Source organism: Comamonas sp. wu1-DMT (assembly GCF_040187805.1).
Classification (GTDB): Bacteria; Pseudomonadota; Gammaproteobacteria; order Burkholderiales; family Burkholderiaceae_C; genus Comamonas; species Comamonas thiooxydans.
Genome location: NZ_JBANEM010000003.1, coordinates 248,000 through 265,366 on the forward strand (window position 1 = coordinate 248,000; position 17,367 = coordinate 265,366).

The 17,367-nt window shown below is 61.2% G+C and carries 24 protein-coding genes; 5 read left to right on the forward strand and 19 right to left on the reverse strand.

Annotated elements, in window-relative coordinates; translation table 11 throughout:
• Positions 1–60: 60 nt before the first annotated feature.
• From rpsD to V8Z78_RS07175, 16 genes are all read right to left on the reverse strand, one after another.
• Positions 61–684 (reverse strand): 30S ribosomal protein S4, encoded by a 624-nt coding sequence (gene rpsD / locus V8Z78_RS07100; RefSeq protein ID WP_003068426.1) that lies wholly within the window; start codon positions 682–684, stop codon positions 61–63.
• Positions 685–773: 89 nt separating this feature from the next.
• A complete protein-coding gene (gene rpsK / locus V8Z78_RS07105; RefSeq protein ID WP_003050538.1) occupies positions 774–1,178 on the reverse strand; it encodes a 30S ribosomal protein S11 in 405 nt (134 codons plus the stop codon).
• Between the two features lie 17 nt (positions 1,179–1,195).
• Positions 1,196–1,561 (reverse strand): 30S ribosomal protein S13, encoded by a 366-nt coding sequence (rpsM, locus tag V8Z78_RS07110; protein WP_003068424.1) that lies wholly within the window; start codon positions 1,559–1,561, stop codon positions 1,196–1,198.
• Between the two features lie 22 nt (positions 1,562–1,583).
• Complete coding sequence (gene rpmJ / locus V8Z78_RS07115) at positions 1,584–1,697, reverse strand: 50S ribosomal protein L36 (RefSeq protein ID WP_003050535.1); 114 nt, start codon at positions 1,695–1,697, stop codon at positions 1,584–1,586.
• Positions 1,698–1,815: 118 nt separating this feature from the next.
• Entirely contained in the window at positions 1,816–3,129 is a 1,314-nt protein-coding gene (secY, locus tag V8Z78_RS07120; protein ID WP_003050520.1) for a preprotein translocase subunit SecY, read from the reverse strand.
• A 24-nt stretch (positions 3,130–3,153) separates the two neighbouring features.
• Positions 3,154–3,585 carry a 50S ribosomal protein L15 gene (gene rplO / locus V8Z78_RS07125; RefSeq protein ID WP_003050519.1) on the reverse strand — a complete coding sequence of 144 codons (432 nt, stop codon included), beginning with the start codon at positions 3,583–3,585 and terminating at the stop codon, positions 3,154–3,156.
• An 11-nt stretch (positions 3,586–3,596) separates the two neighbouring features.
• A complete protein-coding gene (gene rpmD, locus V8Z78_RS07130) occupies positions 3,597–3,779 on the reverse strand; it encodes a 50S ribosomal protein L30 (RefSeq protein ID WP_003050517.1) in 183 nt (60 codons plus the stop codon).
• Between the two features lie 14 nt (positions 3,780–3,793).
• Positions 3,794–4,315, reverse strand: coding sequence for a 30S ribosomal protein S5 (gene rpsE / locus V8Z78_RS07135; RefSeq protein ID WP_003050515.1), 522 nt, complete (start codon positions 4,313–4,315; stop codon positions 3,794–3,796).
• 15 nt (positions 4,316–4,330) lie between these two features.
• Entirely contained in the window at positions 4,331–4,696 is a 366-nt protein-coding gene (gene rplR / locus V8Z78_RS07140) for a 50S ribosomal protein L18 (RefSeq protein WP_003050513.1), read from the reverse strand.
• Positions 4,697–4,707: 11 nt separating this feature from the next.
• Positions 4,708–5,241 carry a 50S ribosomal protein L6 gene (gene rplF / locus V8Z78_RS07145; protein ID WP_003068417.1) on the reverse strand — a complete coding sequence of 178 codons (534 nt, stop codon included), beginning with the start codon at positions 5,239–5,241 and terminating at the stop codon, positions 4,708–4,710.
• Positions 5,242–5,265: 24 nt separating this feature from the next.
• Positions 5,266–5,661, reverse strand: a complete 396-nt coding sequence (rpsH, locus tag V8Z78_RS07150; protein WP_003050510.1) for a 30S ribosomal protein S8 — start codon at positions 5,659–5,661, stop codon at positions 5,266–5,268.
• Positions 5,662–5,681: 20 nt separating this feature from the next.
• Positions 5,682–5,987 carry a 30S ribosomal protein S14 gene (rpsN, locus tag V8Z78_RS07155; RefSeq protein WP_003050509.1) on the reverse strand — a complete coding sequence of 102 codons (306 nt, stop codon included), beginning with the start codon at positions 5,985–5,987 and terminating at the stop codon, positions 5,682–5,684.
• An 8-nt stretch (positions 5,988–5,995) separates the two neighbouring features.
• Complete coding sequence (rplE, locus tag V8Z78_RS07160; protein WP_003050507.1) at positions 5,996–6,535, reverse strand: 50S ribosomal protein L5; 540 nt, start codon at positions 6,533–6,535, stop codon at positions 5,996–5,998.
• Between the two features lie 10 nt (positions 6,536–6,545).
• On the reverse strand, positions 6,546–6,863 hold the full coding sequence (gene rplX, locus V8Z78_RS07165; protein ID WP_003068411.1) for a 50S ribosomal protein L24: 318 nt from the start codon (positions 6,861–6,863) through the stop codon (positions 6,546–6,548).
• A 12-nt stretch (positions 6,864–6,875) separates the two neighbouring features.
• Positions 6,876–7,244 carry a 50S ribosomal protein L14 gene (rplN, locus tag V8Z78_RS07170; protein WP_003050500.1) on the reverse strand — a complete coding sequence of 123 codons (369 nt, stop codon included), beginning with the start codon at positions 7,242–7,244 and terminating at the stop codon, positions 6,876–6,878.
• 422 nt (positions 7,245–7,666) lie between these two features.
• Positions 7,667–9,262: a glycerol-3-phosphate dehydrogenase/oxidase gene (locus tag V8Z78_RS07175; RefSeq protein ID WP_034377342.1), complete on the reverse strand. Its 1,596-nt coding sequence runs from the start codon at positions 9,260–9,262 to the stop codon at positions 7,667–7,669.
• Between the two features lie 500 nt (positions 9,263–9,762).
• Between V8Z78_RS07175 and V8Z78_RS07180 the strand changes: the two genes are divergently transcribed.
• Genes V8Z78_RS07180 through glpK form a run of 3 tightly spaced genes read left to right on the forward strand, consistent with a single transcriptional unit; the run spans position 9,763 to position 12,514 of the window.
• Positions 9,763–10,527 (forward strand): DeoR/GlpR family DNA-binding transcription regulator, encoded by a 765-nt coding sequence (locus V8Z78_RS07180; RefSeq protein WP_003068405.1) that lies wholly within the window; start codon positions 9,763–9,765, stop codon positions 10,525–10,527.
• A complete protein-coding gene (locus tag V8Z78_RS07185) occupies positions 10,524–11,003 on the forward strand; it encodes a GNAT family N-acetyltransferase (protein ID WP_003068402.1) in 480 nt (159 codons plus the stop codon). Before V8Z78_RS07180 ends, V8Z78_RS07185 begins: the two co-directional genes overlap by 4 nt.
• A gap of 14 nt (positions 11,004–11,017) precedes the next feature.
• Positions 11,018–12,514 carry a glycerol kinase GlpK gene (gene glpK, locus V8Z78_RS07190; RefSeq protein ID WP_003068397.1) on the forward strand — a complete coding sequence of 499 codons (1,497 nt, stop codon included), beginning with the start codon at positions 11,018–11,020 and terminating at the stop codon, positions 12,512–12,514.
• 98 nt (positions 12,515–12,612) lie between these two features.
• Here glpK and aqpZ read toward each other — a convergent pair whose 3' ends face one another.
• Positions 12,613–13,311: an aquaporin Z gene (aqpZ, locus tag V8Z78_RS07195; protein ID WP_003068393.1), complete on the reverse strand. Its 699-nt coding sequence runs from the start codon at positions 13,309–13,311 to the stop codon at positions 12,613–12,615.
• A gap of 100 nt (positions 13,312–13,411) precedes the next feature.
• Between aqpZ and V8Z78_RS07200 the strand changes: the two genes are divergently transcribed.
• Entirely contained in the window at positions 13,412–14,590 is a 1,179-nt protein-coding gene (locus V8Z78_RS07200) for an esterase-like activity of phytase family protein (RefSeq protein WP_034362850.1), read from the forward strand.
• A 70-nt stretch (positions 14,591–14,660) separates the two neighbouring features.
• Entirely contained in the window at positions 14,661–15,500 is an 840-nt protein-coding gene (proC, locus tag V8Z78_RS07205) for a pyrroline-5-carboxylate reductase (RefSeq protein ID WP_039050256.1), read from the forward strand.
• 84 nt (positions 15,501–15,584) lie between these two features.
• Here the strand turns inward: proC and ubiA are convergent, their stop codons facing one another.
• Complete coding sequence (gene ubiA, locus V8Z78_RS07210; RefSeq protein ID WP_057093834.1) at positions 15,585–16,466, reverse strand: 4-hydroxybenzoate octaprenyltransferase; 882 nt, start codon at positions 16,464–16,466, stop codon at positions 15,585–15,587.
• Between the two features lie 50 nt (positions 16,467–16,516).
• Positions 16,517–17,365, reverse strand: a complete 849-nt coding sequence (locus V8Z78_RS07215; RefSeq protein WP_057093836.1) for a phosphatase PAP2 family protein — start codon at positions 17,363–17,365, stop codon at positions 16,517–16,519.
• Between the last annotated feature and the right edge of the window lie 2 nt (positions 17,366–17,367).

Below are 17,367 nucleotides of genomic sequence, written 5' to 3' on the forward strand. Positions count from 1 at the left end.
CACCCACGGCGCGATGCCTCGCGCCGTGGGGACGGTTTACAGAAATGTCGCTGCTAAAGATTAACGCGAGTACAACTCAACGATCAGGGATTCGTTGATGTCAGCTGCGAATTCATCGCGGTCAGGAGACTTCTTGAAAGTACCTTCTGCCTTGTCAGCAGACACTTCAACCCATGCGGGGAAGCCCACTTGAGCAGCCAGTTGCAGAGCCTCGACCACGCGAGCTTGCTTCTTGGACTTTTCACGCAGGGCAACCACGTCGCCTTCCTTCACGGAGAAAGAAGGAATGTTCACGGACTGGCCGTTCACAGTGATAGCCTTGTGCGACACCAGCTGACGTGCTTCAGCGCGAGTGGAGCCGAAGCCCATGCGGTACACGACGTTGTCCAGACGCGATTCCAGCAGCGACAGCAGGTTGGCACCAGTGTTGCCACGCTTGCGGTCAGCAGCTTCGAAGTAGCGGCGGAATTGCTTCTCCAGCACGCCGTACATGCGCTTGACCTTCTGCTTTTCGCGCAGTTGCAGACCGTAGTCGGAAGTGCGCTGACCGGAAGTGCGGCCATGCTGACCAGGCTTGGTGTCGAACTTTGCCTTGTCTGCGATGGAGCGACGTGCGCTCTTCAGGAACAGATCGGTGCCTTCGCGGCGGGAGAGTTTTGCCTTAGGGCCAATATAGCGTGCCACTTGATTTCCTTTGTGTCATCTACCGTGCGCAAACACGGGAGCCGCCCGCGATGCAAATGCACCTGGGCGGCGGTGGGCTTGATAAAAAATTAGATACGACGACGCTTTTGAGGGCGGCAGCCGTTGTGGGGAACCGGAGTCACGTCCGAGATGGAAGTGATACGGATACCCAGAGCACCCAGGGCGCGAACCGAGGATTCACGGCCAGGACCGGGACCCTTGATTTCGACTTCCAGGTTCTTGATGCCCTGTTCGATAGCAGCACGACCGGCCACTTCCGAAGCAACCTGAGCAGCAAAGGGAGTCGACTTACGCGAACCCTTGAAGCCCTGGCCACCCGACGAAGCCCACGACAGAGCGTTGCCTTGACGGTCGGTGATGGTGATGATCGTGTTGTTGAACGAAGCGTGCACGTGCGCGATGCCGTCAGAAATATTCTTACGGACCTTCTTGCGAACGCGAGCAGCTGCGTTGTTTGCGGGAGACTTAGCCATAATGATCTTTCAATCTCTTATTTCTTCAGAGCCGCAGCACCCTTGCGCGGACCCTTGCGAGTACGGGCGTTTGTGCGGGTACGTTGACCGCGCATGGGCAGGCCGCGACGATGACGGAAACCGCGGTAGCAACCGATGTCCATCAAGCGCTTGATGTTCATCGTGGTTTCGCGACGCAGATCACCTTCCAGAGTCATGGGATTCAGGAAGTCACGGATCTTTTCCAGATCAGCGTCCGTCAGGTCCTTGACCTTCTTGGAATACTCGATACCGCATGCTTCGCAGATCTTGCGAGCTGTAGTGCGACCGATGCCATAGATGGCAGTCAGGCCGATTTCAGCATGCTTGTGCGGCGGGATGTTAATGCCAGCAATACGTGCCATATTAGTCCTCTAATGCTTTCAATCAACCTTGGCGCTGCTTGTGGCGCTGGTCAGTGCAGATCACGCGCACAACACCTTTGCGGCGGATGATCTTGCAGTTACGGCAGATTTTCTTGACCGAAGCCGAAACTCTCATTCTTTTCTCCTAAAACTTTCCATCCACTATCGGCCTATCGACCGGGAAACAATGCCCGCGATAGATCGATGGGCGTCTACTAACTTTTGGCAGGCTGCCCCCTTGGGCAGCCTTGTCATCAAATACCAGCCTTAAAGTTCGCTTTTTTCAGGAGCGACTCGTATTGCTGCGACATCACGTAGTTCTGCACTTGCGCCATGAAGTCCATTGTCACGACCACAATGATCAGCAACGATGTACCACCGAAGTAGAACGGAACGTTGTACTTCAGGATCAGGAATTCGGGCAACAAGCACACGAAGGTAATGTAGATCGCGCCAGCCAGGGTCAGGCGAACCAGAATCTTGTCAATGTAGCGGGCTGTCTGTTCGCCAGGACGAATCCCGGGGATGAAAGCGCCACTCTTCTTCAGGTTGTCGGCAGTTTCCCGGCTGTTGAAAACCAGGGCCGTATAGAAGAAGCAGAAGAAAATGATCGCGGCAGCATAAAGGATGACATAGATTGGCTGACCAGGGGTCAACGTGCTCGCAATATCCTTCAGCCAGCGCATGGATTCTCCTGCACTGAACCAATTCACCACCGTAGCGGGCAGCAAGATGATCGACGAAGCGAAGATGGGAGGAATCACACCTGCCATGTTCAGCTTCAGTGGCAAGTGCGAAGACTGACCACCGTACACCTTGTTGCCGACTTGCCGGCGTGCGTAATTCACCAAGATCTTGCGTTGACCTCGTTCGACATACACGACGAAATACGTCACGGCTGCCACAACGAGAACAATGAAGATTGCCGCCAGAATGCTCATGGCACCGGTGCGCACCAGTTCCAGCAGACCGCCGATGGAGCTCGGCAGGCCTGCGGCGATACCGCCAAAGATCAGTATCGAGATACCGTTGCCCAGACCACGTTCAGTGATCTGTTCACCGAGCCACATCAGGAACAGGGTACCGGCCGTGAGACTGACCACCGCAGTCATGCGGAAGCCAAAACCAGGGTTCAGAACCAAGCCTGCGGAGCTTTCCAGGGCAACAGCAATTCCCAAGGACTGAAACAGCGCCAGGCCCAGAGTGCCGTAGCGGGTGTACTGGGTAATCTTGCGACGACCCGCTTCACCTTCCTTTTTCATCTGCTCGAATGTCGGGACCACGTAGGTCATGAGCTGCATGATGATCGATGCCGAGATGTACGGCATGATCCCCAGTGCGAACACTGTGAAGCGCGAGAGCGCTCCACCCGAGAACATGTTGAACAGATTGAGAATGCCGCCCTGCTGGCCAGAGAACAGCTGCTGCAGCTGCGCTGGGTCGATGCCCGGAACGGGGATATGCGCCCCGATGCGGTATACGACCAGCGCAAGCAACAGAAAAACCAGACGACGACGCAGGTCGCCGAATTTTCCAGTCTTTGCAATTTGAGCTGCGCTAGTAGCCACGGATGTCTTCTTTCAGAACTTTAATCAGGCGATGCTGCCACCGGCAGCTTCGATGGCAGCCTTGGCACCGGCGGTAGCGCCGATACCATTGAGCTTGACAGCCTTAGTCAGTTCACCGCTCTTGATGATCTTCACGACCTTAGCGATAGAGCCAACCAGACCGGCTTGCTTCAGAGCAGCCAGATCGACTTCGGCCAGGCCGAGCTTATCCAGCTCGGACAGGGTCACTTCTGCATTGAACTTCAGCAGATGCGACTTGAAGCCACGCTTGGGCAGGCGACGCTGCAGAGGCATTTGACCGCCTTCGAAGCCCACCTTGTGGTAGCCACCCGAACGCGACTTCTGACCCTTGTGACCGCGACCGGCAGTCTTACCCAGACCAGAACCGATACCGCGACCCACGCGACGCTTGGCGTGCTTGGCGCCGTCTGCAGGCTTGATGCTATTGAGTTCCATCATCAATCCTTTCAGAGAACCTTCACCAAGTAGGCGATCTTGTTAATCATGCCGCGCACTTCAGGAGTGTCCTGCAGTTCGCTGACGCTGTTCAGCTTGCGCAGACCCAGGCCACGCACAGTCGCACGGTGCGACTCTTTGGTGCCGATGGGGCTACGAACCAGCTGAATCTTGACAGTTTGTTGTGTTGTCATGTGCTGGACTCCGATCAGGCGGTGAAGATGTCTTCGACCGACTTGCCGCGCTTTGCTGCCACGTTCGCAGGGGTCGTGGAGTTCTTCAAAGCGTCGAAAGTTGCGCGAACCATGTTGTAGGGGTTCGACGAACCGTGGCTCTTGGCCACGATGTCGGTGATACCCACCACTTCAAAAACAGCGCGCATAGGGCCGCCAGCGATGATGCCGGTACCCTTGGGAGCTGGGTGCAGCTCGACCTTGGCAGCGCCGTGATGGCCCTTCACCGAGTGGTGAATGGTGCCGCTCTTCAGTGCAACCTTCATCAGGTTGCGACGGCATTCTTCCATCGCTTTTTGCACGGCAGCAGGCACTTCCTTGGACTTGCCCTTACCCATGCCAACGCGACCGTCACCGTCGCCAACCACGGTCAGTGCAGCGAAGCCGAGAATACGACCGCCCTTCACAACCTTGGTGACGCGGTTGACCGCGATCATTTTTTCGCGCAGACCGTCGTCACGACCTTCGTCTTGCACTTTGGGGGAAAATTTAGCCATTTGTATCCGCTCCGCTTAGAACTGCAGGCCCGCTTCGCGAGCGGCTTCTGCCAAAGCCTTCACGCGGCCGTGGTATGCAAAACCGGCGCGGTCGAAAGCCACTTTCTCAACGCCAGCAGCCTTAGCCTTCTCAGCAATGCGCTTGCCGATCAGCGTGGCGGCGGCCACGTTGCCACCCTTGCCAGCGGCGCCGAGTTGCGAACGCACTTCGACTTCTGCAGTGGAGGCCGAAGCCAGCACGGTAGTGCCGTCTTCCGAAACCACGGAGGCGTAGATATGGAGATTGGTGCGGTTCACGCTCAGACGTGCAACGCCTTGCTGGGCAATGCGGATGCGAGTCTGACGGGCACGGCGCAGACGCTGCTCTTTCTTGTTCAACATCATGCAGCTCCTTACTTCTTCTTGGTCTCTTTGATCACGACCTTCTCATTCGCATAGCGAATGCCCTTGCCCTTGTAAGGCTCGGGAGGACGAACGGCACGGATCTCAGCAGCCAATTGACCGACCACTTGACGGTCAGCACCCTTGATCACGATTTCAGTCGGAGTGGGGGTAGCGACAGTGATGCCGGCAGGCATCTCGAAGTTGACGGGGTGCGAGAAGCCCACAGCCAGGTTCAGCTTGGAACCTTGTGCAGCGGCCTTGTAGCCCACGCCAATCAGCGTCAGCTTCTTCTCGAAGCCTTCAGTCACGCCCTTGACCATGTTGTTGACCAGCTGGCGGATGGTACCGGCCAGAGCGTCAGCTTCACGGGAATCGTTGGCGGGAGCAAAGGACAGCTTGCCGTCGTTGTTGCCGATGGTCACCAGGCCGTTCAGAGCCAGCGACAGATCGCCGCCCTTGCCCTTGACCTTGATGGTTTCAGCGTTGATGGACACATCCACACCTGCGGGGATGGTCACAATAGCTTTTGCTACGCGAGACATTTCAGTATTTCTCCTTAATGTCCGTTAGGCCACATAGCACAGCACTTCACCGCCGATACCGGCAGCACGTGCTTTGCGATCAGTCATCACGCCCTTGGGAGTAGTGACGATGGCCACACCCAGGCCGTTCTGGACCTGAGGAATTGCGTGACGACCCTTGTACACGCGCAGGCCGGGACGGCTCACACGTTCGATACGCTCGATCACAGGGCGACCGGCGTAGTACTTCAGGGTAATTTCGAGTTCGGACTTGCCACCTTCGGACTTCACTTCGAAGCCGTCGATATAGCCTTCTTCCTTCAGCACTTGTGCGATGGCAACCTTCACCTTGGAGGAAGGAGCCGACACAGTGGCCTTGGAGACCAGTTGTGCATTGCGGATGCGGGTCAGCAAGTCAGCGATGGGATCACTCATGCTCATGTTTAATCTCTCCTGCTTGCTTACCAGCTGGCCTTGGTGACACCGGGGATGTCGCCAGCAAAGGCCAATTCACGCACCTTGGCACGACCCAGACCGAATTGGCGGAAGGTACCGCGAGGACGGCCAGTGATCTCGCAACGGTTACGCTGGCGAGTGGGGTTCGAGTTACGGGGCAGCTTCTGCAGACCCAGGCGAGCGGCGTCGCGCTCTTCGTCGGAACGCTTCACGTCGCCGGCGATTGCCTTCAGTTCTGCATACTTGGCAGCATACTTGGCTGCCAGCTTTTCGCGCTTCAGTTCGCGCTGAATCATTGCTACTTTAGCCATGCGCCACCTCAGTTCTTGAAGGGGAATTTGAAAGCGGCGAGCAGTGCCTTGCACTCTTCGTCGTTCTTCGCTGTTGTCGTGATGCTGATGTTCAGACCACGCAGAGCGTCCACCTTGTCGTACTCGATTTCGGGGAAGATGATTTGTTCTTTGACGCCAACGTTGTAGTTGCCGCGACCGTCGAACGAACGACCCGAGATACCACGGAAGTCACGCACGCGGGGCAGAGCCACGGTCACGAAACGGTCCAGGAATTCGTACATCTGAACGCCACGCAGGGTCACCATGCAGCCGATAGCTTGGCCTTCGCGGATCTTGAAACCAGCGATAGCCTTCTTGGCCTTGGTCACCACAGGCTTCTGACCAGCAATCTTGGTCAGGTCAGCCACGGCGTTGTCCATCACCTTCTTGTCGGCCACGGCTTCGCTCACACCCATGTTCAGAGTGATCTTGGTCAGACGGGGCACTTCCATAGCGGAGGTGTAGCCGAACTTTTCCTTCAGTTCAGCCGCGATCTTTTCGCGATAGAGTTTTTGCAGTCGTGCCATGTGTTACTCCTTAGGCGGCGATTTCAGCGCCATTGGACTTGAACACGCGAACACGTGTGCCGTCGGCGTTCACCTTGATGCCCACGCGATCGGCCTTGCCGGTCGCTGCATTGAAGATAGCCACGTTGGATTGGTGGATAGGCATGGCCTTTTCCACGATACCGCCGGTGGTGCCCTTCATGGGGTTAGGCTTGGTGTGCTTCTTGACCAGGTTGACACCGTCCACGATCACGTGGGAGTCATCCTTGCGCAGAGAAACCACGCCACGCTTGCCCTTGTCACGGCCGGTCAGCACGATAACTTCGTCGCCCTTGCGAATCTTGTTCATGGTGCTATTCCTTTAGAGAACTTCAGGGGCCAGCGACACGATCTTCATGAACTTTTCGGTACGCAGTTCACGAGTCACGGGGCCAAAGATGCGGGTGCCGATAGGCTCCAGCTTGGCGTTCAGCAGCACGGCGGCATTGCCGTCGAACTTCACGAGCGAACCGTCTGCACGACGGATGCCCTTGGCGGTGCGCACCACCACAGCACTGTAGATCTCGCCTTTTTTGACGCGACCACGAGGAGCTGCTTCCTTGACGCTCACCTTGATGATGTCGCCAACACTTGCGTAGCGACGATGAGAACCGCCCAGCACCTTAATGCACTGAACAGACTTCGCGCCGGTGTTGTCGGCAACCTCTAACCGAGATTCTGTTTGGATCATTTCAATATTCCCAACTTGCTCCAGCAACGCTCGACAGCCCCAGAGTCTTCTCAAGGGCTGATCAAGCAGCCGGTCAGTCTTGGGCCCGTCGTCCACCTTCCGGACCATTCCGGAGGGCTTCCCGCTGGGCAGAAAGTTCCACGCTTTTAAACGTGAAGCAGGAGATTGTCGCAGGAAATCCTTTGTGCGTCAAGCGTTTAGCCTGCAATACCCGCACTGATTTCACTGGCGCAAAGCCTGGCAGACAGGCCTTTCGCACTTGCAACCAAAACAATAGCGCATAGCGCTCTTAGAGCATTGATTTCAAACAATAATCCATCTGAAATCAACAGATAGAAAGCGCTGACAGCTCACATTTTCGCAAGACCTGCGGACCACAGCCTGTTGCCCGTACGCCACGCCCCGCAGGGCGGCCGCGCGGATCAGCCCTGGGCGGGCAGATATTGGCGGGTCAGGGCCAGGAAGTCGTTGAGCTGCACATCCTGGGCCAGCTCCTCGGTCAGGATGGCCGCCACGCGGGGCGCGATCTCGGCAGCCTTGCGGGCATCGAGGAAAAGCAGGCGACTGCGACGCGCCAGCATGTCCTCGACGGTGCGCGCGTATTCAAAGCGGGCGGCAAAGCGCACCATGGCTTCCGAGAGACCATCCATCAGCCAGTTCTGCGCACCAGGCAGCGCAGCCACGGCGGCAGCATCCGTGCCGTAGGAGTGCAGGCCCTGGCTCTGATTCATGCTGTGCGTGACGGCCGCCTCGGCCGGCGCACCGACCAACGGCAGGTTCACGGTCACCCCTGCAGGGCGGCTGGGCAGGCGACCGATCTGGAAGCATTCGGCCAGCACATCCTCGGACATGGCCCGGTACGTCGTCCATTTGCCGCCGGTGACGGTCACCAGGCCGGTCTTGCTGGCCATCACCGTGTGCTCGCGGCTGATCTTCTTGGTGTTCTCGCCATCATCGTCCTGCGGCTTGACCAGGGGGCGCAGGCCCACCCACATGCTGCGCACATCGGCCAGCGTGGGCTGGCGATTCAGATATTTGCCGGCCTCGCCGAGAATGAAGTCCAGCTCTTCGGGGAAAGGCAGGGGTTCGCGCGCCAGATCGTGACGCGGCGTGTCGGTGGTTCCCAAAATGACCTTGCCCAGCCACGGCACGGCAAACAGCACGCGACCATCGGCCGTCTTGGGGATCAGCAGCGCATGATCCGTGGGCAGGAACTCGCGGTCCACCACCACGTGCACGCCCTGGCTGGGCGCCACCATGGGCTTGACGGGCTTGCCCTGGGCCTCGGCATCCTGCTGGCGGAACAGATCCACCCATGGTCCCGTGGCATTGACCACGCACTTGGCGCGCACGGTGAAGTTGCGGCCCGATTCCGCATCGCGGCAGATCAGGCCGGCAATCTGCTGACCCTCGTAGATCAGCTTTTCTGCCGGGCAGTAATTGATCAGCAAAGCGCCCTTGGCCGCTGCGGTACGCGCCAGCGCCAGCGCCAGGCGCGCATCGTCAAACTGACCATCCCAGTACTTGACCCCGCCCTTGAGACCTTTTTGCTGCACGGTCGGCAGGTATTTCACGGTCTTGGCGCTGGAGAGGAATTCGGTAGCCCCCAGGCCGGCCTTGCCGGCCAGCGCGTCGTACATCTTGAGGCCGATGCCGTAGAACGGCGTATCCAGCAGCTTGTACGAGGGCATCACAAAGGCCAGAGGCTGGGCCAGATGCGGCGCATTGTGCAACAGGGTCGTGCGCTCGTGCAGTGCTTCGCGCACGAGGGAGATATTGCCCTGCGCCAGATAGCGCACGCCGCCGTGAACCAGCTTGGTGGCACGCGAGGAAGTGCCCTTGGCGAAGTCCAGCGACTCCAGCAGCACGACCTTAAAGCCGCGCGCCGCCGCATCCACCGCCACGCCCAGCCCCGTGGCACCGCCGCCCACGATAGCCAGATCGAAGCTTTCGGTCTGCGCCAGGCGCTCCAGCAGTTGCGCGCGCGTTGTAGCCAAGGGTTGAGTGGACTGGTTCATGGAACGACTTCTGCGGTGATCGCCGCGCCGCCATCATCCAGCGATGAGACGCGCACAGCAAAGAACAAATTTCAGATCGAATATTTTCGCTCTTTTTCGCTTTTAGTGCATTACAAATCCCAAATATCGATTCGTTTTTGCGCGATTCAAGCCAAAACCACTAGCCCAGCGCCACCCCGGTCAGGCCGCAACATCGGCAATCGGCACGCTTGCACACTCTCAATGCATGAACTGCATTCTTCTTGCAGCGCCAATTGTTACTGCTGCAACAACTCGCCACGATGACATATAACCGCAGCTTGCTGTCAGACTTCAGACTCGGCGTGGATTCATTTTTGTTTTTTACCGGGCAATTCCATAGAAAATCACCCTATTAGAGGTTCGTTTGGATTCGCTCACAATCCCTGCACTGCCCGCTGCGGCTGGCGCTCTCCCCTATAGAGCTCTTCACCTGCAGCCCGTCCATGCGCCAATAGCACCTATATAACCAGTCATCAGTCATGAACAGCAATCCCCGCCAGTTGCAGCTTGTCGAAGAAGTCCGCGCCCGTCAGTCCACCTCGGTGGAGCAACTGGCAGAAATCCTCGGGGTCACGCTGCAGACCGTGCGCCGAGACATACAGAAGCTGGCCGATGCCGGCTTGCTGGTGCGCTTTCATGGCGGCGTGCGCGTGCCCAGCGCCACCGTGGAGAACCTGGCCCATACCCAGCGCCAGGTATTGCATGCCGAAGGCAAGATGCGCATCGCACGCGCCATTGCCGAAGCCATTCCCAACGGCTGCTCGCTGATTCTCAATATCGGCACCACCACCGAAGCGGTGGCCCAGGCCCTGCTGCAGCACAAGGGGCTGCGCGTCATCACCAACAACCTCAATGTTGCAGCCATCCTCAGCAGCAATGCCGATTGCGAGGTCATCGTCGCCGGCGGCGTGGTGCGCACACGCGACCGCGGCATTGTCGGCGAGGCGGCCGTGGACTTCATGCGGCAGTTCAAGGTGGACATTGCCGTGATCGGCATCTCGGCCATCGAATCGGACGGCAGCCTGCGCGACTTCGACCTGCGCGAGGTCAAGGTGGCCCAGACCATCATCGGCCAGTCGCGCGAAGTCTGGCTGGCAGCCGACCACAGCAAATTCAGCCGCCAGGCCATGGTGGAGCTGGCCCGACTGAATCAGATCGACCGCCTGTTCACCGACGTTGCGCCCTCCGCGCCATTCGATGCCCTGTTGCGCGATGCCGAGGTGCAATGCACCATCGCCCAATGAATGCTGCCCCCTATCTGATCCGCCCCGCGCTGCCCGAGGATGCAGCAGGCATTGCCCAGCTGCTGCACGATATAGGCTGGTTCAAGGCCTATGAAACCCATTCTGCCACCCAGAACACCGAGGCCGTGCAGGCGCTGCTGGACGAGCTGCAGGCCGGTCCGGAGCGCTCTCTGATGCTGGTGGCGCAAGACAGCCAGCAACGCATTCACGGCTACTGCGCCGTGCACTGGCTGCCGGTCGCCGTGCTGCAAGGATGGGAAGCTTATGTGAGCGAGCTGTTTGTCGCCGAGGCAGCGCGCGGTGCAGGCCTGGGCCAGCAGCTGCTGGACGCAGCCACCCAGGCTGCGCGCGAGCGCCATTGCATACGCATCTGGCTGGTCAACAACCGCGAGCGCCCTTCCTATGTGCGCGGCTTTTACTCCCGGCAGGGCTGGAGCGAGCAGGCCGAAATGGCGCGCTTTGTGCTCCCCCTCTGAATCACGGACAACCCATGACAACCTATCTGCTCGCCCTGGACCAGGGCACCTCCAGCTCCCGCTCCATCGTCTTCGACACGCAAGGCCGCATCGTGGCATCGGCCCAGCTGGAGCTGCCGCAGATCTACCCGCAGCCGGGCTGGGTGGAGCATGACCCGCGCGAGATCTGGCGCACCCAGCTGAGCACCGCCAAGGAGGCGCTGGCCAAGGCGGGCCTCAAGGCCGCCGATATCCGCTCGGTGGGCATTACCAACCAGCGCGAGACCACCATCGTCTGGAACCGCAAGACCGGCACGCCCATCCACCACGGCATCGTCTGGCAGGACCGCCGCGCCGAACCCACCTGTGTGCAACTGCGCGAAGCCGGCCACAGCGACACCATTCTGCGCAAGACCGGCCTGCGCATCGATGCCTATTTTTCAGGCACCAAGCTCAAGTGGCTGCTGGACAACGTGCCCGGCGCACGCGCCGCAGCGCAGGCCGGCGAGCTGGCCTTCGGCACGGTGGATTGCTGGCTGATCTGGCAGCTGACGGGCGGCAAGCGCCATGTCACCGATGTGAGCAATGCCAGCCGCACCATGCTCTTCAATGTGCACAGCAACCAGTGGGATGCCGATCTGCTGGCCCTGCTCGACATTCCTGCGGGCCTGATGCCCGAAGTCCTGCCCTCTGCCGCCGATTTCGGCCAGACGGCCGACGAGGTGCTGGGCGGCTCCATCAAGATCGGCGGCGTGGCCGGCGACCAGCAAAGCGCGCTGTTCGGCCAGGCCTGCTTCGACGCCGGCATGGCCAAGAACACCTATGGCACGGGTTGCTTCATGCTCATGCACACGGGCAGCAGCTTCCAGACCTCGAGCAACGGCCTGCTGACCACATCGGCCGCCCAGGCGGGCAGCCAGCCCCAGTTTGCGCTGGAAGGCAGCGTCTTCGTCGGCGGTGCCGTGGTGCAGTGGCTGCGCGACGGCCTGCAGGCCATCGAGCACAGCGGCCAGGTACAGCAACTGGCCGAAAGCGTGCCCGACAGCGGCGGCGTGATGCTGGTGCCGGCCTTTACCGGCCTCGGCGCCCCCTACTGGAAGCCCGATGCGCGCGGCACCATCACCGGGCTGACGCGCGGCACGACGATGGCCCATATCGCTCGCGCGGCCCTGGAATCCATTGCCTACCAGAGTGCGGCCCTGCTCGGCGCCATGAGCCGCGACGCCGTGGCCACGGGCGGCACGCCGGTCAGCGAGCTGCGCGTGGACGGCGGAGCCTGCGTGAACAATCTGCTGATGCAGTTCCAGGCCGACCTGTTGGGTATTCCCGTGGTGCGCCCGGCCTGCGTGGAAACCACGGCCCTGGGTGCGGCCTATCTGGCCGGCCTGTCCAGCGGCGTCTATCAGAGCACCGAGGAGCTGTCGGCTTTGTGGAAGGCCGAGCGCCGCTTCCTGCCCACGCTGAGCAAGGACCGCGCCGACGAGCTGATGCAGCGCTGGGAACAGGCCGTGCGCCAGACCACAGCGCAGTAAAGCCGCTGCACTGGGCGCTGGCCAGGCAAGCGCTCAAGCCATCAAAAAAGGGATGCCAAGGCATCCCTTTTTGCTTGTGCAGCAGCCGCGTTGAACGCTCAGTCTTCGTCACCCAGCAGCGCCTTGTGGATCACGGCACCGATGATGGCGCCCACGATGGGAGCCAGCCAGAACAGCCACAGTTGCTCCAGCGCGATGGCCGGCCCGAACAGCGCCGGGCCGGTACTGCGGGCGGGGTTGACCGAGGTATTGGTCACGGGAATGGAGATCAGGTGAATCAGCGTCAGGCACAGGCCGATGCTCATACCCGCAAAGCCCACGGCAGCCTTCTTGGTGGTGGAGCCCAGGATCACCAGCAGAAACACTGCGGTCAGCACCACTTCGGTCACCAACGCCGCCGCCATATTGAACTTGCCCGGCGAGTGATCCCCGTAGCCGTTGGTGGCCAGATCGGCCACCTGGGCGCCGGCCTTGCCACTGGCAATGAAATACAGCGCGGCGGCCGCCACAATGGCACCCAGCACCTGGGCAATGATGTAGCCGGGCAGCTCGGCAAAGCGAAAACGCCCCGCCACTGCCAGACCGACGGAGACCGCTGGATTGAAGTGACCGCCGGAGACGGGACCGAAGGCGTAAGCGCCTGTCAGCACCGTCAGGCCGAAGGCAAAGGACACACCCAGCAGGCCGATGCCCACTTCGGGAAAGGCCGCTGCCAGCACCGCGCTGCCGCAACCGCCAAATGTCAGCCAGAAAGTACCCAGAAACTCCGCCGACCATTTTTTGACATTGGATGCCATGATTGCTCCCTATTTCCGATGGCGTTGTCCGTGCAGCCCCGCGCGGCACAGAAATGCTGGCATCTTAGAAAGCGATCAGCGAAAAGTACAAGGCACAAATGTGAACAATCCACGACAGCTCTGCCTTTGGGGCCTCTCGTTGATCTGCGCCTGCCTCGCTGCCTGCACGACGGCGTCGCTCGCACCCCACCGCATCTGCAGCACATCCGAGGCTCGGCCCTGGTCCCTGCTTGGGGAAATCCGCTGGCAGCACGACAAGCAGTTTGCCGACACACCAGTGGGCGGCCTGTCCTCGATCGACTACGACGCGGGCAGCAATCTGTACTACCTGGTCAGCGACGACCGCTCCGCCCACGGGCCGGCGCGCTTTTACACGGCGCGCATCGAATACGACGCCAGCGGCCTGCACCAGGTCAGGCTGCAAAATGCCCGACCGCTGCTCAGCCCTGCCCAGGCCCCCTACCCCAGCCACCGCCAGCCCCTGCCCGGCATCGCGACGCCCGACGCGGAAGCCCTGCGCGTGCTGCCGGGAGGACAGTCCCTGCTGTGGAGCAGCGAGGGCGACTTCACACGCGGATTCGGCCCGCAATTGCTGCAATCGAGCAAGGATGGACACTGGCTGCGCGAATGGCCGCTGCCGCCCGAGCTGGACCTGCCGAGCAGCAAGACCCAAGGGCCGCGCAGCAACTTCACGCTTGAAGGTCTGGCGCTGAGCCAGGATGGCCGAACGCTCTGGCTGGCCATGGAGGCAGCGCTCAGACAAGACGGGGCCCTGCCCGCAGCTGACCACTCGGGCGGCCCGGTGCGCATCACCGCCTATGACATGGGCACGCAGCAGCCCGCGCGCCAGCTTGCCTATCTGCCCGATGCCCTGCCTGCCGACCTGTGGCTGCAACACGGTGCCATCAACGGCATCAGCGCCGTGCTGGCCGACGGCCCTGAACACCTGCTGGTGCTGGAGCGCTCCTTTGCGCCACCGCTGCGCTTCGGCGCCCGCATCTACCGCATCAGCACCCGCGCCGACGCCAGCAGTGACACGCTGGGCCAGAGCCGGCTGCAGCCTGGCAGCTACCAGCCCGCCGACAAGAAGTTGCTGCTGGACCTGGCGGATGCAGGCCTGCAATCCGTGGACAACCTGGAGGGCTTGAGCTGGGGACCACCGCTGCCCGATGGCCGACGCGTGCTGCTGCTGGTCAGCGACAACAACTTCAACCCCGCCGAAGTCACCCAGTTCGTCGCATTGAGCGAGGAGCCCGGCCGCTGCGGCACAGGTTTATAGTGCCGTTCTGCACCTGAAATCCGAATACAGGCTTGCCCACTTGCTGCATTGCAAAGCGAATCGAACCATCATGAGCCAGACCGACCACTCGACCTCCGTCTTCCCTCCCATCGCCTTTATCGGCGGCGGCAATATGGCCAGCGCCATCATCGGCGGCCTGATCCGCCAGGGCGTTCCGGCCAGCAGCATCACCGTGGTCGAGCCTTTTGAAGCCACGCGCGCTGCGATCAAGACCAGCTTCGGCATCGACGCCCTGCCCGCCGCCACCGAGGCCCTGCAAAGCGCCCAGCTGGTGGTCTGGGCCGTCAAGCCCCAGAGCTTCAAGGAAGCGGCCGCTCCCGTTGCCGCCCACACCCGCCACGCCCTGCACCTGAGCGTGGCGGCCGGCATCACCACCGACAGCATTGCGGCCTGGACCGGCACCCACCGCATCGTGCGCGCCATGCCCAATACACCGGCCCTGGTGGGCAAGGGCATGACGGGCCTGTTCGCCCGCCCCGAGGTCGATGCCCAGGGCAAGGCCCTGATCGAGACCGTGATCGGCAGCACCGGCGAACTCAGCTGGGTGGACAAGGAAGCCCATCTGGATGCCGTGACGGCCATCTCCGGCTCCGGCCCGGCCTATGTATTCCTGTTCCTCGAAGCCATGACCCAGGCGGGTGTCGACATGGGCCTCAGCGCCGAGCAAAGCTACAAGCTGGCCGTGGCCACGTTTGCGGGCGGCTCGGAACTGGCGGCACGCTCCAGCGAAAGCGCCGAAGTGCTGCGCCAGCGCGTGACCAGCAAGGGCGGTACCACCTACGCGGCCATCACTCATATGCAGGAGCAGAAGTTGCCCGAGCATTTCATCGAAGCCATGCGCAAGGCTCAGATCCGCGCACAGGAGCTGGCCGCCGAGTTCGGCAAATAAAGAAAACCGGCCTCGGCCGGTTTTTTTAAGTCATTCAGGCATTCATCGCTTATCAGTCAAGCGCTTTCAGCTATCAAAACAGGACTATTTCAACGCAAACCCTAGCGCCACACCCGCAAAGATTGCGGCGCCAATCCAGTGGCTCTTGCTGAAGGCGACAAAGCAGCCTTCGCGCGTACGGTCCTTGATCAGGCTGAAATGCCAGACGATCTGGGCCGCTGCCACGCCCATGCCCAGCCAGAAGGGCCAGCCCAGTTGATAAGGAGCCAGCACCCAGGCGATCAGCCCCCAGCACAGGACAAAGAACAGCATGATCGCCGCGACATCGAAACGGCCCAGGGTGATGGCCGAGGTCTTCATGCCGATCTTGAGATCGTCATCGCGGTCCACCATGGCGTATTCGGTGTCATAGGCCAGCACCAGAAACATATTGGCCAGCCACAGCGTCCAGGCCGTGGCATTGACCTCGCCCGTCACCGCCGCAAACGCAATCACGATGCCGAAATTGAAGGCAATGCCCAGAAAGGCCTGAGGCATGGCAAAAAAGCGCTTGGTGAAGGGATAGAGAATCGTGAACAGCACGGCAGGCACCGACCAGGCCACGGCCTCCCAGCGTGTTGACAACACCAGGCCGAAGGCCACCAGCGTGAGCACCAGGCCGACCATGGCGGCTTCCCTGACCGAGATCTGGCCGCTGGTGATGGGGCGCTGGGTGGTGCGTTTCACATGCCTGTCGAAGTCGCGGTCGGCAATATCGTTGATGGTGCAGCCCGCGCTGCGCATCAGCACCGTGCCCAGCACAAAGACCACGAGCAGATACCAGCCCGGAAAGCCCTGGCCGGCCACCCACAGTGCCACCAGCGTGGGCCAGACCAGCACCAGCCAACCCGCGGGACGGTTGAAGCGGATCAGATCAAGATACAGCGACAGCTTGGAGCGCGGCGAAGCAGGGGTGGAGGCGGACATGAGACAGGTTCCGAAAGGCAGGAGATCACGACCGGGCCCCCAGGCCACGATCAGCGCAGCGGCAATTGTGCCTCGGCCTGCGGCGGCCCGATGGCGCCGCCCCCATGCTCGACACGGTCTGTCAACCAGAGCACCAGGGCCGTCCAGCCCAGGCCCAGGCACAGGCCCGCCAGCACATCGCTGGCATGGTGCACGGACAGCAGCACGCGACTCAAGCCCGTGCTCAGGGCCAGCAGCGTGGCCACCGCAAAGACCCAAGTCCGCCAGCGCCGCGGCAGGTGACGAGCGGCCAGCCAGGCCAGCATGCCGAAAATCGCTGCCGTGCCCGCGCTATGGCCGCTGGGAAAGCTGAAGCCGGCCTCATGCACCAGCCCGTCCAGCGGGCGCGCGCGCTGCATGGTCCCCTTGATGAAACGCACCCACAGCCCGGTGCCGGCCACCGCCACCACCCAGCTCAGCAGCTGCAGACCCTGGCGCCGCCACAGCAGCCACAGACCCACAACCAGACTCAGCAACCCCATGACGCGCCAATCCCCAAGCAGGGTCCATGCCCGCACCAGAGGCTGCAGCATGGGCGGCAGGGCCGCGCTCACCGCGCGCTGCAGCTTCAGGTCCAGGGCCATCAGCCCCTGAGGCGGCAGCACCGACTGGGACTGGTGCACGCCGACGCTCAGCAGGGCCAGAAGCACAGCGGCCAGTGCCGCCACCGCCAGCAAGCGACCGCCATCCGGCCTGAAGTCCGCGCTGCGGTCCTGCCACAGCCACTCGGCCCGGCCCTGCGCACGGCAACGCAGCATGCAGGCCCCAACCAGCAGTAGCAGCAGCAACACCCAGATGACATGGCTGTCCACCCATTGCGCCAGCAGGACCACGGGAGTCGCTGCAGAAAACACAGACATTC

Coding starts and splice junctions, on each gene's coding strand:
- rplR (WP_003050513.1), bottom strand. CDS start 4,696: ATGTTGAACAAGAAAGAGCAGCGTCTGCGCCGTGCCCGTCAGACTCGC.
- aqpZ (WP_003068393.1), bottom strand. CDS start 13,311: ATGGCATCCAATGTCAAAAAATGGTCGGCGGAGTTTCTGGGTACTTTC.
- rplX (WP_003068411.1), bottom strand. CDS start 6,863: ATGAACAAGATTCGCAAGGGCGACGAAGTTATCGTGCTGACCGGCCGT.
- ubiA (WP_057093834.1), bottom strand. CDS start 16,466: ATGTCCGCCTCCACCCCTGCTTCGCCGCGCTCCAAGCTGTCGCTGTAT.
- rpsM (WP_003068424.1), bottom strand. CDS start 1,561: ATGGCACGTATTGCTGGCATTAACATCCCGCCGCACAAGCATGCTGAA.
- glpK (WP_003068397.1), top strand. CDS start 11,018: ATGACAACCTATCTGCTCGCCCTGGACCAGGGCACCTCCAGCTCCCGC.
- rplE (WP_003050507.1), bottom strand. CDS start 6,535: ATGGCACGACTGCAAAAACTCTATCGCGAAAAGATCGCGGCTGAACTG.
- rpmD (WP_003050517.1), bottom strand. CDS start 3,779: ATGACAACACAACAAACTGTCAAGATTCAGCTGGTTCGTAGCCCCATC.
- rpsN (WP_003050509.1), bottom strand. CDS start 5,987: ATGGCTAAAGTAGCAATGATTCAGCGCGAACTGAAGCGCGAAAAGCTG.
- proC (WP_039050256.1), top strand. CDS start 14,661: ATGAGCCAGACCGACCACTCGACCTCCGTCTTCCCTCCCATCGCCTTT.
- rpmJ (WP_003050535.1), bottom strand. CDS start 1,697: ATGAGAGTTTCGGCTTCGGTCAAGAAAATCTGCCGTAACTGCAAGATC.
- V8Z78_RS07175 (WP_034377342.1), bottom strand. CDS start 9,262: ATGAACCAGTCCACTCAACCCTTGGCTACAACGCGCGCGCAACTGCTG.
- V8Z78_RS07215 (WP_057093836.1), bottom strand. CDS start 17,365: ATGTCTGTGTTTTCTGCAGCGACTCCCGTGGTCCTGCTGGCGCAATGG.
- rplN (WP_003050500.1), bottom strand. CDS start 7,244: ATGATCCAAACAGAATCTCGGTTAGAGGTTGCCGACAACACCGGCGCG.
- V8Z78_RS07185 (WP_003068402.1), top strand. CDS start 10,524: ATGAATGCTGCCCCCTATCTGATCCGCCCCGCGCTGCCCGAGGATGCA.
- V8Z78_RS07180 (WP_003068405.1), top strand. CDS start 9,763: ATGAACAGCAATCCCCGCCAGTTGCAGCTTGTCGAAGAAGTCCGCGCC.
- rplF (WP_003068417.1), bottom strand. CDS start 5,241: ATGTCTCGCGTAGCAAAAGCTATTGTGACCATCCCCGCAGGTGTGGAT.
- rpsH (WP_003050510.1), bottom strand. CDS start 5,661: ATGAGCATGAGTGATCCCATCGCTGACTTGCTGACCCGCATCCGCAAT.
- rpsE (WP_003050515.1), bottom strand. CDS start 4,315: ATGGCTAAATTTTCCCCCAAAGTGCAAGACGAAGGTCGTGACGACGGT.
- rpsK (WP_003050538.1), bottom strand. CDS start 1,178: ATGGCTAAGTCTCCCGCAAACAACGCAGCTGCTCGCGTTCGCAAGAAG.
- rplO (WP_003050519.1), bottom strand. CDS start 3,585: ATGGAACTCAATAGCATCAAGCCTGCAGACGGCGCCAAGCACGCCAAG.